General features: G+C 63.8%; 12 protein-coding genes. 3 read left to right on the top strand and 9 right to left on the bottom strand.

From position 1 onward, the window contains the following. Positions 1–2: 2 nt before the first annotated feature. Complete coding sequence (locus tag C6W88_RS19630) at positions 3–1,259, top strand: M20 family metallo-hydrolase (RefSeq protein ID WP_108133700.1); 1,257 nt, start codon at positions 3–5, stop codon at positions 1,257–1,259. Positions 1,260–1,297: 38 nt separating this feature from the next. On the opposite strand, the gene C6W88_RS19625 is transcribed toward C6W88_RS19630, so the two are convergent. The 8 genes from C6W88_RS19625 to C6W88_RS19590 all read right to left on the bottom strand — a co-directional run bounded on the left by C6W88_RS19625 (position 1,298) and on the right by C6W88_RS19590 (position 10,406). Continuing rightward, positions 1,298–2,104 (bottom strand): SDR family NAD(P)-dependent oxidoreductase, encoded by an 807-nt coding sequence (locus tag C6W88_RS19625; protein WP_108133699.1) that lies wholly within the window; start codon positions 2,102–2,104, stop codon positions 1,298–1,300. Between the two features lie 420 nt (positions 2,105–2,524). Then, positions 2,525–3,892 (bottom strand): YjiH family protein, encoded by a 1,368-nt coding sequence (locus tag C6W88_RS19620; RefSeq protein WP_181248690.1) that lies wholly within the window; start codon positions 3,890–3,892, stop codon positions 2,525–2,527. Positions 3,893–4,039: 147 nt separating this feature from the next. Further along, the gene (locus tag C6W88_RS19615) at positions 4,040–5,002 is read right to left on the bottom strand and encodes an electron transfer flavoprotein subunit alpha/FixB family protein (protein WP_108133697.1); all 963 of its coding nucleotides are present in this window, start codon (positions 5,000–5,002) and stop codon (positions 4,040–4,042) included. Then, positions 4,999–5,751, bottom strand: coding sequence for an electron transfer flavoprotein subunit beta/FixA family protein (locus tag C6W88_RS19610; RefSeq protein WP_108133696.1), 753 nt, complete (start codon positions 5,749–5,751; stop codon positions 4,999–5,001). The genes C6W88_RS19615 and C6W88_RS19610 overlap by 4 nt, the downstream gene beginning before the upstream one ends. Positions 5,752–5,774: 23 nt before the next feature. Then, positions 5,775–6,908: an acyl-CoA dehydrogenase family protein gene (locus tag C6W88_RS19605; RefSeq protein ID WP_108133695.1), complete on the bottom strand. Its 1,134-nt coding sequence runs from the start codon at positions 6,906–6,908 to the stop codon at positions 5,775–5,777. After that, on the bottom strand, positions 6,905–8,047 hold the full coding sequence (locus C6W88_RS19600) for a CaiB/BaiF CoA transferase family protein (RefSeq protein WP_108133694.1): 1,143 nt from the start codon (positions 8,045–8,047) through the stop codon (positions 6,905–6,907). The genes C6W88_RS19605 and C6W88_RS19600 overlap by 4 nt, the downstream gene beginning before the upstream one ends. A gap of 585 nt (positions 8,048–8,632) precedes the next feature. Beyond that, on the bottom strand, positions 8,633–9,340 hold the full coding sequence (gene hutC, locus C6W88_RS19595) for a histidine utilization transcriptional repressor HutC (RefSeq protein ID WP_108133693.1): 708 nt from the start codon (positions 9,338–9,340) through the stop codon (positions 8,633–8,635). Between the two features lie 202 nt (positions 9,341–9,542). Further along, positions 9,543–10,406 (bottom strand): alpha/beta hydrolase fold domain-containing protein, encoded by an 864-nt coding sequence (locus C6W88_RS19590; protein ID WP_181248689.1) that lies wholly within the window; start codon positions 10,404–10,406, stop codon positions 9,543–9,545. A 175-nt stretch (positions 10,407–10,581) separates the two neighbouring features. Here C6W88_RS19590 and C6W88_RS19585 point away from each other — a divergent pair, with 175 nt between their 5' ends. Next, the gene (locus C6W88_RS19585; protein ID WP_108133691.1) at positions 10,582–11,478 is read left to right on the top strand and encodes a glycine betaine ABC transporter substrate-binding protein; all 897 of its coding nucleotides are present in this window, start codon (positions 10,582–10,584) and stop codon (positions 11,476–11,478) included. 203 nt (positions 11,479–11,681) lie between these two features. Next, on the top strand, positions 11,682–12,695 hold the full coding sequence (locus C6W88_RS19580) for a zinc-binding alcohol dehydrogenase family protein (RefSeq protein WP_108133690.1): 1,014 nt from the start codon (positions 11,682–11,684) through the stop codon (positions 12,693–12,695). Positions 12,696–12,840: 145 nt separating this feature from the next. Here C6W88_RS19580 and nspC read toward each other — a convergent pair whose 3' ends face one another. After that, positions 12,841–14,016 carry a carboxynorspermidine decarboxylase gene (gene nspC / locus C6W88_RS19575; protein WP_231498715.1) on the bottom strand — a complete coding sequence of 392 codons (1,176 nt, stop codon included), beginning with the start codon at positions 14,014–14,016 and terminating at the stop codon, positions 12,841–12,843. Positions 14,017–14,019: the final 3 nt, after the last annotated feature.

The following is a 14,019-nucleotide window of genomic DNA, read 5'->3' as shown; positions in this document are numbered from 1 at the left end:
CAATGCAACAGCACAGCACATTAGGGCGAGAGGTCGATATCGATCGCTTCTGGCAGGACGTTCAGACCCAGGCGCGCATCGGCGCGCTACCCGAAGGCGGCCTCGGCCGCCTGGCACTGGACGAAAGCGACATCGAGGCACGTCTGTGGCTGATCGAACAGGCCGCCTCTCTCGGCGCGAGCGCCTTCCACGACCCCATCGGCAACCTCTACCTGCGCCGAGAGGGGCGCTCCCCGGAGCTCCCGCCGCTGTTGATCGGCAGCCATATGGACAGTCAGCCTCGAGGGGGAATCTACGACGGGGCGCTGGGCGTCATCGCAGGCCTCGCCGTGCTGCGCACACTGCACGAACAGGACATCACGCTCGAGTGCCCTGTCGAAGTGGTGAGCTGGACCAACGAGGAAGGCGCCCGTTTCGCCCCGGGAACACCGGGGTCTGCATGGTTCGCGGGGGTTAGAGACATCGCGGCGATCATGGCGTCACGCGATGATGCCGGAGTGTCATTCGAACAAGCCCTGGCCCCTTGTCTAGAGGCCATGGAAGCCCGGGGGTCGACCAAGCGAGAAACCCCCTTTTCACCATCGGCCTACCTGGAGCTGCATATCGAGCAAGGTCCCGTACTGGATGCAGGCCAACTCCCCGCCTGTGTGGTCGTTGGTATTCAGGGTGTCAACTGGTACCGCTTTCGCCTCCAGGGACGTGCCAACCACGCCGGCACAACGCCCATGGATATGAGACGAGACGCAGTGATGGGGGCACATGCCCTGATCAGGGAGCTGGAGAACTGCGTCAACCGACGGGGCTCGCAGGTACGTTTCACCATCGGCAAGTTCAGTGTGGCACCAGACTCGATCAATACCATCGCCGACGAGGTCAGCTTCACGGTCGATCTGCGCCACCCCGATGGCTCAGTACTGGCAGCCATCGACGACGATTTTGCCGCCCTGGCAGCGACTCACTGGCAGGGCTGTCCGGCCACGCTGGAACGATTGTCCTCGATCGCACCGGTCACCTTCGATTCGGCCATCCTGGCATCACTTGAACAGAAGCTTGAGACGTACGCCACCAAAGCCCCCCGACTGGTGTCTGGCGCCTTTCATGACGCCATCCATCTGGCCAACCTGTGCCCTGCTGCGATGCTGTTCGTCGCCTGTCGGGACGGCATCAGTCATCACCCGGACGAACATGTCGAGAAGGACGATGCCGCAGTGGCCGTCCGAACCCTGACCGACACCGTCCTCGAGCTTGCTCAAGGCTAAACACGACTGGCCAGGGCACTCTCGTTCGTGGCAACGGGCTAGGCCTGGCGCTCCAGCACCTCTTCCATGGCCTCGACCAGGCGACGGCATCGGCCATCGTCCATGGCGTGGGCATGCGGCGACGAGAAGCTCTTGCCGTCGTTGTCGTAGTACTGGCCGCCGGCGTTGCCGAACTCCTCGGACAACGCCGCCCGGACCAGGATGTCGACGCCGATGGACAGGTCGTTGCCGGCCACGCCAAAGCCTTCCTTGACCATCTTGCTGGCCAGCAAGGAGCCGGGATTGACCGCCACTACCATGGGATCACCGGCACTGGACCTGGCGGCCAGGTCGCGGGTCCACATGATCAGCGCCAGCTTGCTCTGGGCGTAGGCGTCGAAGTCACCGTCGGCGTCGGCAGTGCCGGCAAGCGCCGCCAGCGAAACCGGCGCCTGGGCGGCAGAAGCCAGATTGACCACCCGCCCCTTGTCTCCGAGCAAAGCCGCCAGGCGACGGGCCAGCACATAGGGCGCCAGGGTATTGACCGCAAATCGCACATCGAGGCCGTCTGCGGTGCGGGTGTCCGGGGTGCGGTAGACCCCGGCGTTGTTGATCAGCACATCGATGCGCTCGTCACTCTGCTCGATCTCCGCCGCCAGCGCCGCCGCTTCGGCCAGGCGTGACAGGTCGGCGACATGCCCTGCGGGCACCTCGCCTTGCGAGATCGCTGCCAGCTGTTCACGGGCCGCCGCGAGCTTATCCGGATTACGTCCATGCAGGATGACGCGATGGCCCTGGCGCGCCAGCTCGCTGGCGGTGGCAAGGCCAATCCCATCGGTGGACCCGGTGATCAATATCGTCTTCATGGCAATCTCCTGGCGGCGCCGGTCACCGGATAACGGTGCGGCGACATGTTTTCCCCCATGCTAGTGCAGCCCTGTGCCGACGATAAGCCGGCAAGCGGCGCAATCAGTTTTCGGTTTTCTTGCTAAGCCATCGCCTGCACCACGCCGGCAGCCTCGCCTATCCCGACCCTGGCGTATGACCTGCGCCTTGCGCCCGACATAAAAAAGGCGCAGCCGACGGAGGACGGAAGCGCCAATGGGCGATGCAAAGAGACGAGGCTCAGACTTTAGACAAGCCTTAGGCGCTGTCCGAAAAGTCGACGAGCGAAGGTTAGACAAGGCAAAAATCGGTGAGAAAGCGCAGTTTACGGGGAGTAAATGAGCATTTTGATCCGATTTTTAACGCCGTATTACCGAGCGCAGGCACTTTTCAGACAAGCCCTAGAACAGCAGATGGGTCGCCAGCGCCACCATGGGCATGGCCACCAGGGTGCGCAGCAGGAATACCACGACCAGGTCACGCACCGTCAGCGGGATGTCCGACTCCAGCATGGCGTTGGCACTCTCGGTGAAGAAGATGATCTGCACCGACGACAGGGTGCACACGAAGAACACCGCCATGGGGTCGACGTCGGCGCCGGAGATGATGATCGCCGGCAGCGCGATCTCGGCGATCGACACCAGCACGGTGGGGGCAATGGCGCCGGCATCCGGCAGCTGAAGCGCAGAGATCAACGGCTCCACCAGCACGCCCAGGTAGTCGAATACCGGGGTGTAGGTCGCCAGCAGCAGCGCCAGGGTGGCGATGGCCAGGATGTAGGCGACGATCTTCTGGGCAAAGGTGATGGCCTCCCAGAAGCCCTTGTAGAACACATCGAGCCGAGTCTGGGAGGCGCGCTCGGCGGCGGCGCCACAGGCCCGGGCCAGGATGTGTCCATCACTGGAAACCTCAAGATCCTGGGCTGTCTGGGTGTTGCCCTGATGGTAGACGTCAAGCTTGCGCGACAACGGCGGAATCCTGACCATCAGCGCCGCCAGGGTGAAGTTGATGATGAAGGAGACGATGATCATCTGCGGCAGGTAGGCCATGATGCCGCCGATGGACGCCAGCAGGGCGAAGAAGCCCAGGCTGCAGATACTGAAGTTGGTGGCAATGCTGGCCGACTCCCGCTGGGTATAGTGGCCTTCCAGATAGAGCTTGTTGGTGATGAAGATGCCCACCGCCGGGGCGGCGACGAAGGAGGCAACCGCGTCCACCGCAGACTTGCCCGGCAGACGATAGAGCGGGCGCATCAAGGGCTCCATCAGGGTGCCGACAAATTCCAGGAAGCCGAACTCGGTCAGAAACAGCACAAACAGGCCGGCGATGGCCACGGTCAGAAAGACGCTGCCCCCCAGGTACAGCGCCAGCCCACCGACATCCTTGTGCAGCAGCCAGTCGGGGCCGATCTGGAACACCAGCATGAAGGTGAACACCGCCGCCAGCAGGAAGGTCAGCCCGGTCATGGTGCCATCCTTCTCATGGTAGGCGGCGACGGCTCGGCGCCATGGAGACGACGCCCCGGAGGAAGCCACCAGGCGTGACAGCAGCCAGGTCACACACAACAGGGCGACCAGGCCAAGCGTCAGATACTCGAGGGCCCCGCCGAGCGAAGACTTCAGATAGTCGATGATGATCACCAGCGGGATCTTCAGCGAGCCATCTGCCGTCGGGAAGGGGAAAAAGAAGATGCAAAGGCCAATCAGGCTGCCGACCAGCGAGGTCACGCCAGCGCTGCGTGGAGGGGCTGCCACCTTGGGATTGTTCATGTTGTGTCTCCAGTGGGGCTTGCGATGAGCACCGCCCGCAGGGGCGATGCTCGGTGGTGCCGGCGCCGTCATCGGCGCCAGCGGGATGGATGATATTCAGGGGTTGAATGGCCAGCGCCGTTAAGCACGGAGCTGTGGCCAGCCGCGTCAGCGCTCGGCCAGTGCCTGGTCGAGTTCGGGCAGTGCCTGGAACAGGTCCGCGACAAGACCGTAGTCGGCGACCTGAAAGATCGGCGCCTCCTCGTCCTTGTTGATGGCGACGATGACCTTCGAGTCCTTCATCCCTGCCAGGTGCTGGATGGCGCCGCTGATACCCACCGCGATATACAGCTCCGGCGCGACCACCTTGCCGGTCTGCCCTACCTGCAGGTCGTTGGCCACGAAGCCGGCGTCCACCGCCGCCCGCGACGCCCCGATGGCGCCGCCAAGGGTATCGGCGATACCTTCGAGCAGGGCAAAGTTGTCACCGCTGCCCATGCCGCGACCACCGGAGATGACCACCCTGGCAGCGCCCAGCTCCGGGCGCTCGCTCACCGCCCGGGTCTCGCCGACAAAGTGCGAGCGCTGATTGACGATGGCGATGTCGACGGACTCGATGGGTGCTGCGCTTGAGGCCTCGGCCACCGCCTCGAAGGCGGTGACCCGCACGGTGATGACCTTGACCGGGTCCAGGCTCTGTACTGTGGCGATGGCGTTGCCGGCGTATATCGGCCGCTTGAAGGTATCGGCGGACTCTACCGCGATGACCTCGGAGAGCTGGGCGACATCCGCAAGCGCCGCTACCCGCGGCAGCACGTTCTTGCCACTGGTCGATGCCGCCGCCAGCACGTGGGTGTAGCCCCCGACCAGCGCCGCCACCAGATCTCCCATGGGCTCGGCCAGTTGATGGGCAAGGCTCGCCTGATCGGCCAGCCGTACCCGGCTGACGCCTTCAAGCCTTGCCGCCGCCTCGGCGATACCCGCGACACCCTCACCGGCTACCAGCACGTCGATATCGACGTCACTTGGGTCCGCTGCGGTCTGTGCGATCTGCCGGGCGGCGGCGACTACCCGCGCGGTGGCCTCGCCGAGCTGTCCTTTGTGATGTTCCCCCACGACCAGAATCTTCATGCGATCACCTTGGCGACGTTCTTGAGCTTGTCCACGAGTTCGGCCACCGAGGCCACCTTGATCCCGCCCTGCCGCTCGGGCGGCGGCTCGACCGCCTTGAGCCTGAGCCGAGGGCTGACGTCGACGCCCAAGGCGTCGGGCGTGGTCACGGCCAGGGGCTTCTTCTTGGCCTTCATGATGTCCGGCAGCTTGGCGTAACGAGGCTCGTTGAGGCGCAGGTCGGTGGTGATGACCGCCGGCAGCGCCAGCGCCAGGATCTCGAGGCCGCCGTCGATCTCGCGGGTGACCTTGATCTGGCCCTGCTCTACCTCCAGGGCGGAAGCGAAGGTGCCCTGGGGCATGCCACCGAGGGCGGCCAGCATCTGGCCGGTCTGATTGTTGTCACTGTCGATGGCCTGCTTACCGAGCAGCACCAGCTCCGGCTGCTCCTGCTCGACGACCGCCTTGAGCAGGTGCGCCACCGCCAGCGATTCCAGCGCGACCTCGGTGTCGATGTGCAGGGCACGGTCGGCGCCGAGGGCCAGCGCCGTGCGCAACTGCTCCTGCACCGCCTTCGGCCCGGCACTGACCACCAGTACCTCACTGGCAAGGCCGGCCTCCTTGAGGCGAACCGCTTGCTCCACGGCGATTTCACAGAACGGGTTGAGGGCCATCTTGACGTTGGTGAGGTCAACGCCGGAGTGGTCCGGCTTGACCCGGATCTTGACGTTGTGATCAATGACGCGCTTGACCGCGACAAGGATTTTCATGGGCTATCTCCCTTGCTGGGCGGTCAGGCGGTGATGGCACGGCCGATGATGATCTTCTGGATCTCCGAGGTGCCCTCGAAGATGCGGGTGATGCGGGCGTCACGGTAGTAGCGCTCGATCGGCAGGTCGGAGATGTAGCCGTAGCCGCCATGGACCTGCACTGCGGCGTCGGTGACCTTGGCTGCTGCCTCGGAGGCCACCAGCTTGGCCACCGCCGACTCCAGGCTGAAACGCTGGCCGGAGTCCCGCGCGTCCGCCGCCTTGTAGGTCACCAGCTTGGCGGCCTCGAGCTGGGCGTGCATCTCGGCCAGCATCCACTGGATGCCCTGGTGCCGGCACAGCGGCTTGCCACCGACGATGCGCTCCTTTGACCAGGCCAGCGACGCATCCCGAGCGGCCCGCGAGATACCGACGCTCATCGCCGCCACCTCGACCCGGCCGCGATCCAGCACCTCCATGGCGGTGGCGAATCCGGCCCCCTCCTCTCCCATCAAGGCATCCAATGGCAGCACACAGTCGAAGCCGATCTCGTAGATGTGGCTACCGCGCAGGCCCAGGGTCTTCTCGGGACTCGAGAACTCGAGACCCGCAGTGTGGCGATCGACCAGAAAGGCAGAGATGCCGCGGTGGCCCTGATCGGGGTCGGTCTTGGCATAGACCACCAGGAAGTCGGCGAAGGCGCCGTTGGTGATGTAGTGCTTGGTGCCGGTCAGGTGCCAGCCGTCGCTGGTGCGTACCGCCCGGGTGCGCATCTCGGCGGGATTGGAGCCGGCCCCGGGTTCGGTCAGGGCGAAGGCGCCCAGCTTCTCGCCGCTGGCACACTGGGGAAGCAGTGTCTGCTTCTGATCCTCGGTGGCGCCGATCAGCACCGAGTCGGTGGCCAGAAAGTGAGCGGTCAGCGATGAACAGGTGGCCGCGCAGTGGTAGGCGATCTCTTCCACCGCCAGCGACATGGCGATGCTCGAGATATCCACACCACCGTACTGCTCGGGCAGGTTCATGCCCCAGAAGCCCAGCTCGCCCAGGGCGTCGAGGCTCTCGCGGCAGAACTCCCGCGTTTCGTCGTAGCGCGCCGCATTGGTCTTGAGCACCTCAGCGCAGACGCGGTGAGCGGCGTCCTGGAAGGCGATGTCATCTTCATTGAAGGTAAAGTTCATGCGTCGATCTCCTTGTCGAGGTGCTGTGATTCGAGACAGGCGTTGTGTTGGCCAAGCGTCGGCGCGGGGCGATCGCAGACGACCCGTCGGCCATTGAAGAACACCGGTTGAGCCGGCGAGCGCCAGTGCCCCATATCGAGCAGCAGCTGGCGGTCTTCGGCATGCCGGGATTCGGCAAGCTGGGCGATGTTCCAGATCGGAGACGCCGGCACTCCCGCCTGATCGAGACGCGCGCAGACCTCCTCCACGGTGAACTGGCCGGTCCAGTCTTCGATCAGAGCCTTGAGTTCGGCCTGATGGAGACAGCGCTGCTCGTCGTCGACGAAGCGCGCATCCTCGGCGAGCTCTGGCACCTGCATGCACTCGGCCAGGCGAGAAAACAGCGTGTTGTTGATCACCGCGATGATCACCTGGCCATCGTTGGCCTCGAAGCTATCGAAGGGCGCCGACAGCGGATGGCGGTTGCCGATAGGAGAAGGCGCCTGGCCGCTGGCGACGAACTGCGCCAGGTTGGTGACCTGCATCGAGAACAGGCAATCGAGCATGGACACATCCAGGTGACAGCCCTGGCGCTCGGGGTCACGTTCACGCGCGAACAACGCCGCTGCGATCGACCAGCTGGCGAACATTCCGGCGCACACATCTCCCAGCGACTCGCCGATGCGGGTCGGCATGCCGCCATCGGGACCGGTGGCCGCCATCATGCCCGACAGCGCCTGGGCGATGATGTCGTAGGCCGGCTTGGCGCGCATGGCACCGCTCTGACCGAAGCCGGAGATCGAGCAGTAGATGAGACGGGGGTAGCGCGCACGCAGCGTCGCCTCGTCGATTCCCAGGCGCTCGGTCACCCCGGGCCGGAAGTTCTCCACCACCACGTCGGCGCGCTCGCAAAGCCGATGAAAGCGCTCCAGGTCCTGGGGGTCCTTGAGGTTCAGACACAGGCTCTTCTTGCCACGATTGAGCATCGAGAAGTACAGGCTTTCGCCCTCGACGTAAGGCGCAATATGACGGCTGTCATCGCCCTGCCCCGACTCGACCTTGACCACTTCGGCGCCCAGGTCGGCCAGCATGGCGGTGCAGTAGGGCCCGGCGAGCACCCGGGACAGGTCGAGGACGGTGATCCCCTTGAGTGGTTGCATAGCGTCTTGCCTCCGGTCTTGTTGTTGGCAGTGACATCGAGCGCTGACGGCCGCTCAATATGTATATACACATCTATCGCCAAACTGCTCAGCTTTCCACCCAGACATTCTTGCCAAAAATCTCACAACAAAACTTATTTATTGTTTTTAAACATTTTCTATAAACCAGGCCTTGAAAATTATCGACCAAGGTCTAATGAAAAATGGTGACACCAGGCGCTTGTAGCATATATTGGTATATACATCTAGCGTCATCGACGGCCCGCACCGATGTCGAGGGAGTCCGCGGCACGACACCCTGAAGCCCGCCGGGAACCCGAGAGATGGTCATCGAGGGCAACGTCAGGGAGGGGGAGAACGACGGGCGCCAAGCGTTCGTCAGCGCTGCCAGTAGAGAGACAGCAGAGAGATAGCAGGGTGATAGGAGGGAGTTCGGCGAGAGAGCTTGCCGGGGGGGAGATCACCGAGAGAGTGAGGTGAAAACGCGAGCGCTGCATGACACCAAGCCACAGCCGTCGCCACCCTCACAGTAAAGACCTGCGAAGGGAAGCCTTCCGAACAGCGCGGCGATGCGCCAGGGTAGCCTCAGGTATTGCGGGAGGCGTTCAGCTTGTAACGCTTGCCGGGATGCAGAAGCTGGGTGTAGCTGATCAACAGCTCTCCTGACCAGGTACGCCGCACCACCAGCAGGCAGGCATCGCTGGGAGACATCTCCAGCAGCGCCGCTTCCTCGTCACTTGGCAGCATCGCCTCGACGCTGTTCTCGACATCGGTGACCGGATAGCGCGCCACCAGGATGGCGTTGGGCGTCTGGCGCTCGAAGTCCTGCTGCAGGTAGTCCGGCGCCAGCTTCGGGTTGACGTGGCGTCGCTCGAGCTGGATCGCCACGCCATTTTCCCGATGCACGATCTCGGAGTAGAACACCCGGGTCCCGGTCCTCACCCCCAGAAAGACGGCGACCTCTTCGGATGCGGCCACCTCCTTCAACGCGATGATCTGGCTTGAGTGCTCGCCGCCTCGCAGGCGGATCTCGTCGGCGATATTGCGGATGTCGAACAGCGACGATTCGGACTTGCGCTGACTGACGAAGGTACCGGACCCCACCCGGCGCACCAGCAAGCCCTTCTGTACCAGATCGCGTATGGCCTTGTTGGCGGTCATGCGACTGACCCCAAACTGGGTAGCCAGAGCATTCTCGGCAGGGATTCGATCACCGGCGACGTAGGCCCCGCTCTCGATCTCGGACAGCAGATATTCCTTTATTCTTGCGTAGCTGGGCCGCGAGCTTGCCATGCAACGTCCTGTGGGCAATGGGAAACGCCAAGTGTAGCCATGCTCCCGGCCCCAGGGAAGCCGAGGTGAACATCAAAGCATCGTCGTCAACGGCAGGCACGTCTCGATGCAGGGATTCCGGCTCCCCTCCGAGCACAGCGTTAACACCGTCTCTTGGTTGCCCGGCGGCAGAACTTCACCTCCGTCGCGGCCCTCCTGCTGCTCACTCACTCCCGTCATGACTCGCTGCTGCCTCGATTGAAGCGTTGAGCCGCGAGCAAAAGGTCCGCCAGGCAGCCTGCATGGGTCTCAGCCTGGGAAGGCCATGCAGCGCGCTATGCACCATGCCTTCGGCGATATCCAGAGAAACATGCACTGAAGCGCCCGACCATCGCTCCACGGCATCTGCCGTCATTGCCGTCAGCGGGTCGTGCTCTGCCGCCAGCACATGAACGTAGCGCGACGGCGGAAGGCTCACATCATGACAGGGAATATCGGCCGCGACCGACCGCCACAACGCCATGACATCGTCGCGTGTCAGCAGCGGTGCGTCCGGCCCCAGTGTCGTCATGTGCGGCGTACCGACGACTGGATAGATCAGCCCCAGCGGTGGTACGCCAACGCCTTCCCGAGTTAGCGTGGCTGCTGCATCCATTACCAGCCTACCCCCGGCGCTATCCCCTACCGCGGCGACAGGATCACGGGTTCGCCATACGCCAAGCACATCCGCCAGTGCTTCGCGGTAATTCGCTTCAGGCAGCAGGCGATAGTCCACGCTGACCACTTCGCGGCCCAGCGCCAGCACCAGGGCTTCAGCGACGCCGCGATGGCTACGACTGGACCCGAGCGACCAGCCTCCACCATGGGCATACACCACCACGCCATCGCCTCGACCCACACCATCACGCGCCCACAACCTGGTGACCGGCACACCGGCGATCTCGGTGACGTCGCAAGCGATTGCCGAACTTCTGACCTGAAAACTCTCGCACAGGCGCTCATAGCCAAGCCGGGAGTCGGCGACTGTCATCCCGTCAAGCTGATTGAGCCCCTTTTGATAACAGTTGATGAACTCTTCGATTTCCATGCGACTTTCCGGGCACCTTTCCACGTAATGAAGCGTGAGATCATGGTAGCGATTTCTGCAACTTTCAGTCATTTGCATCTGCAATCGTCCCCATTGCAAAGACTCGTGCGTCGCCCCTTGGCAGCGAGCTCCGCTGGCCTAGACTTAAGGCTCCACCCCATAACCGGACTTCTAGATGACACTTCAACGCCGTGCCACGACAACAATCACCGCCGGACTGCTCACCCTCTTTGCCATGACATCTCACGCTGACGACAACATCGTGGTCGGTGGCAAGAACTTTACCGAACAGCAGATCATCTCGAGCATGACCGCCCAGTACCTTGACCATCTCGGCTACGACGTGGACAAGCGCGCCGGCATGGGCTCGGCGGTGCTGCGTCAGGCCCAGGAAAACGGCCAGGTAGACCTCTACTGGGAGTACACCGGCACTTCCCTGATCGTCTTCAATGGGGTCGAGGAAAAGCTTGATTCCCAGGAAACCTATGACCGCGTCAAGGCGCTGGATGCCGAGAAGGGACTTGCCTGGCTCGAACCTTCCGGCGTCAACAACACCTACGCGATCGCCATGCGAGAGGCCGACGCCGAGGCCATGGAGATCACCAGCATTTCGGACATGGCAGAAGCGGTCAACGCCGGCGAGGACCTGCTGTTCGCCTCCAATGCAGAATTCTACGCCCGACCTGACGGACTGCGGCCGATGCAGGACATCTACGGCTTTCAGTTCGAGCGTTCCGACATCAAGCGCATGGATACCGGCCTGACCTACACGGCGCTGAGAGACGATCAGGTGGACATCGCCATGGTCACCACCACCGATGGACGCGTATCGGCCTTCGATCTACGTATCCTCGAGGACGACAAGGGCTTCTTCCCGCCCTACGCCATGACCCCCGTGGTGCGCCAGGAGGCGTTGGACACCCACCCCGAGCTGGAAGCCCAGCTCAATGCTCTCGCTGCCAAGCTCGACGATGAGGTGATGACCCGCCTCAACGAACAGGTGGACGTGAACCGCGACGTCGTCGAGACGGTCGCCGAGCAGTTTCTCGTCGACCAGGGACTGATCGACTGACCATACGCCAACATCCCCAAGATCCCTTCCCCACCAACCGGTCACAAACGGCCTGGCAGGCGGTTTGTGGCCGCTATTTCGTCTGCATCCTGAGGGCGCCATTGTCCGGGAATTCCGAATAGTGTGTTTGGCGGCCGCCGGTGTTTCACGACTCCATAGCACGCTAAGGTGTTGCCATTGATGAACACCTTACGGGAGATCCCATGAAAGCTATCGGTTACCACGCCCCCGGCCCCATCGACCGCGACGACGCCCTGGTCGATCTGACCCTCGACACGCCTCAAGCCGGCGGCTTTGACCTGCTGGTCAAGGTCGAGGCGATTTCGGTCAACCCGGTGGACGTCAAGATTCGCCAGGCCCGCGCCCCCGAAGAAGGCCAGCCTGCGGTAATCGGCTGGGACGCGGTCGGCGAAGTAGTCGCCGTCGGCGACCAGGCCTCACGCTTCGCCGTGGGCGACCAGGTCTGGTACGCCGGCGATATCTCCCGCCCGGGCACCAACAGCGAGTACCATCTGGTCGACGAGCGCATCGTCGGGCATGCGCCTCGCTCCATCCCCACCGCCCAGGCAGCGGCGCTGCCGCTCACCACCCTGACCGCCTTCGAGATGCTGTTCGATCGCCTGCGGGTGCTGGACCCGGTCCCCGGTGCCGCCCGTGCGGTGCTGGTGATCGGCGGTGCCGGCGGCGTGGGTTCCATCACCATCCAGCTGTTGCGCGCCTTGACCGACCTGCAGATCATCGCCACCGCCTCGCGCCCGGAGACCCAGGCCTGGGTGAAGGAACTCGGCGCTCACCATGTGATCGACCACAGCCAACCGCTGCCCGAACAGGTCGAGGCGCTGGGCCTGGGTGCGCCAGCCTTCGTCTTCTCGACCAACTATTCGGAGCACTATGCCCCCCAGGTGGCCGAGTTGATCGCCCCCCAGGGCCGCTTCGGGCTGATCGATGACCCAGAGACGCTGAACATCACGCCGTTCAAGCCCAAGGCGGTGTCGATCCACTGGGAGCTGATGTTTACCCGCGCGCTCTTCACCACCGACGACATCGCCCGCCAGAGCGAGATCCTCGACAAGGTCGCGGGGCTGATCGACACGGGACGGATTCGCTCCACCGCCACTGACAGCTACGGCACCATCAACGCCGACAACCTCAAGCGCGCCCACGCGCTGATCGAGAGCGGCAAGGCCAAGGGCAAGATCGTGCTCGAAGGTTTTTAAGGCGCAGACGAAAAGACGCCCGCCCCGCTCGGCACTGCCGAACGGGGCGGGCGGCTTGCGTATCGAAGACGGTCCGATCGAATCGATACCACGATCCGCGTCAGTCGAGCGCCAGAACCTCGGACTCGAACCTTCCACCCTGCGGTCAGGACAGGCGTTCGCGGAAGTCCTGATAGCCGAACTCGCGGATCACCCTGAGCTCACCGGTCTCTGAGTTCCACACCGCGATGGCCGGCAGGCGCGTGCCATTGAAGGTGGTGGTCTTGACCATGGTGTAGTGGGACATGTCCTTGAAGATCAGCTTCTGACCGATCTCAAGCGGCTCGGGGAAGCTGTAGTCGCCGATCACGTCCCCGGCCAGACAGGTCAGCCCGCCCAGTCGGTAGGTGTGCGGATACTCGCCTGGCTCCCCCGCCCCCAGCAGACCAGGGCGGTAGGGCATCTCCAGCACGTCCGGCATATGGCAGGTGGCCGAGGTGTCGAGGATCGCCTGGTTCAGCGCATTGAAGCTCGTGTCCAGCACCGTGGTCACCAGCACCCCGGAACCGATGGCGATGGCCTCGCCGGGCTCCAGGTAGACCTGCACCTGGTGACGCTCGGCGAAGTCACGCACGCAGCGGATCAGGTCGTCACGCTGGTAGTCGGGACGGGTGATATGGTGGCCACCGCCGAAGTTGACCCACTGCATGCGCCCGAGCAGATGGCCGAAGCGCTCTTCCACCGCCGCCAGGGTACGCTCGAGCGGCGGGAAGTCATGCTCGCACAGGGTATGGAAGTGCAGGCCGCTGATGCCGTCGAGGCTCTGCTCGTCGAGCTCGGACAACGGGATACCGAGCCGCGACCCCGGTGCGCAGGGGTCGTAGATCGGCACATCGCCCTCGGAGTGCTCCGGATTGATGCGCAGCCCGAAGCGCAGCCCCGGGCGACGCGCCAACGCCTCGCGCACCAGCGGTTGAGCCCGCCGCCACTGAGCCGAGCTGTTGAACACCACATGGTCGGCGATCTTGAGGATCTCGGCCAGATCGGCGTCGCTGTAGGCGGCACCGAAGACGTGGACCTCGCCACCATAGTGCTCACGCCCGAGCTGCGCCTCGTGCAGGCCGCTGGCGCAGGTGCCGCTCAAGTAGCGCGACACCATCGGCGCGAAGTGCCACATGCTGAAGGCCTTGAGCGCCGACAGCACCTTGGCACCGCTGGCCTCGGCGACCTCGGCGAGGATCGCCAGGTTGCGCTCCACCGCCACCTCGTCGACGACGTAGCAGGGTGACGGCAGCGCCTCGGCGTCCAGCCGCGTGATATCCGTGAACTGAAGGATCTCCACGCC

Origin of the sequence: Halomonas litopenaei (genome assembly GCF_003045775.1) — a bacterium.
Taxonomy (GTDB): domain Bacteria; phylum Pseudomonadota; class Gammaproteobacteria; order Pseudomonadales; family Halomonadaceae; genus Halomonas; species Halomonas litopenaei.
The sequence above is the reverse complement of the archived record's forward strand: the minus strand, read 5'-3'. Positions and strand labels throughout refer to the sequence as shown.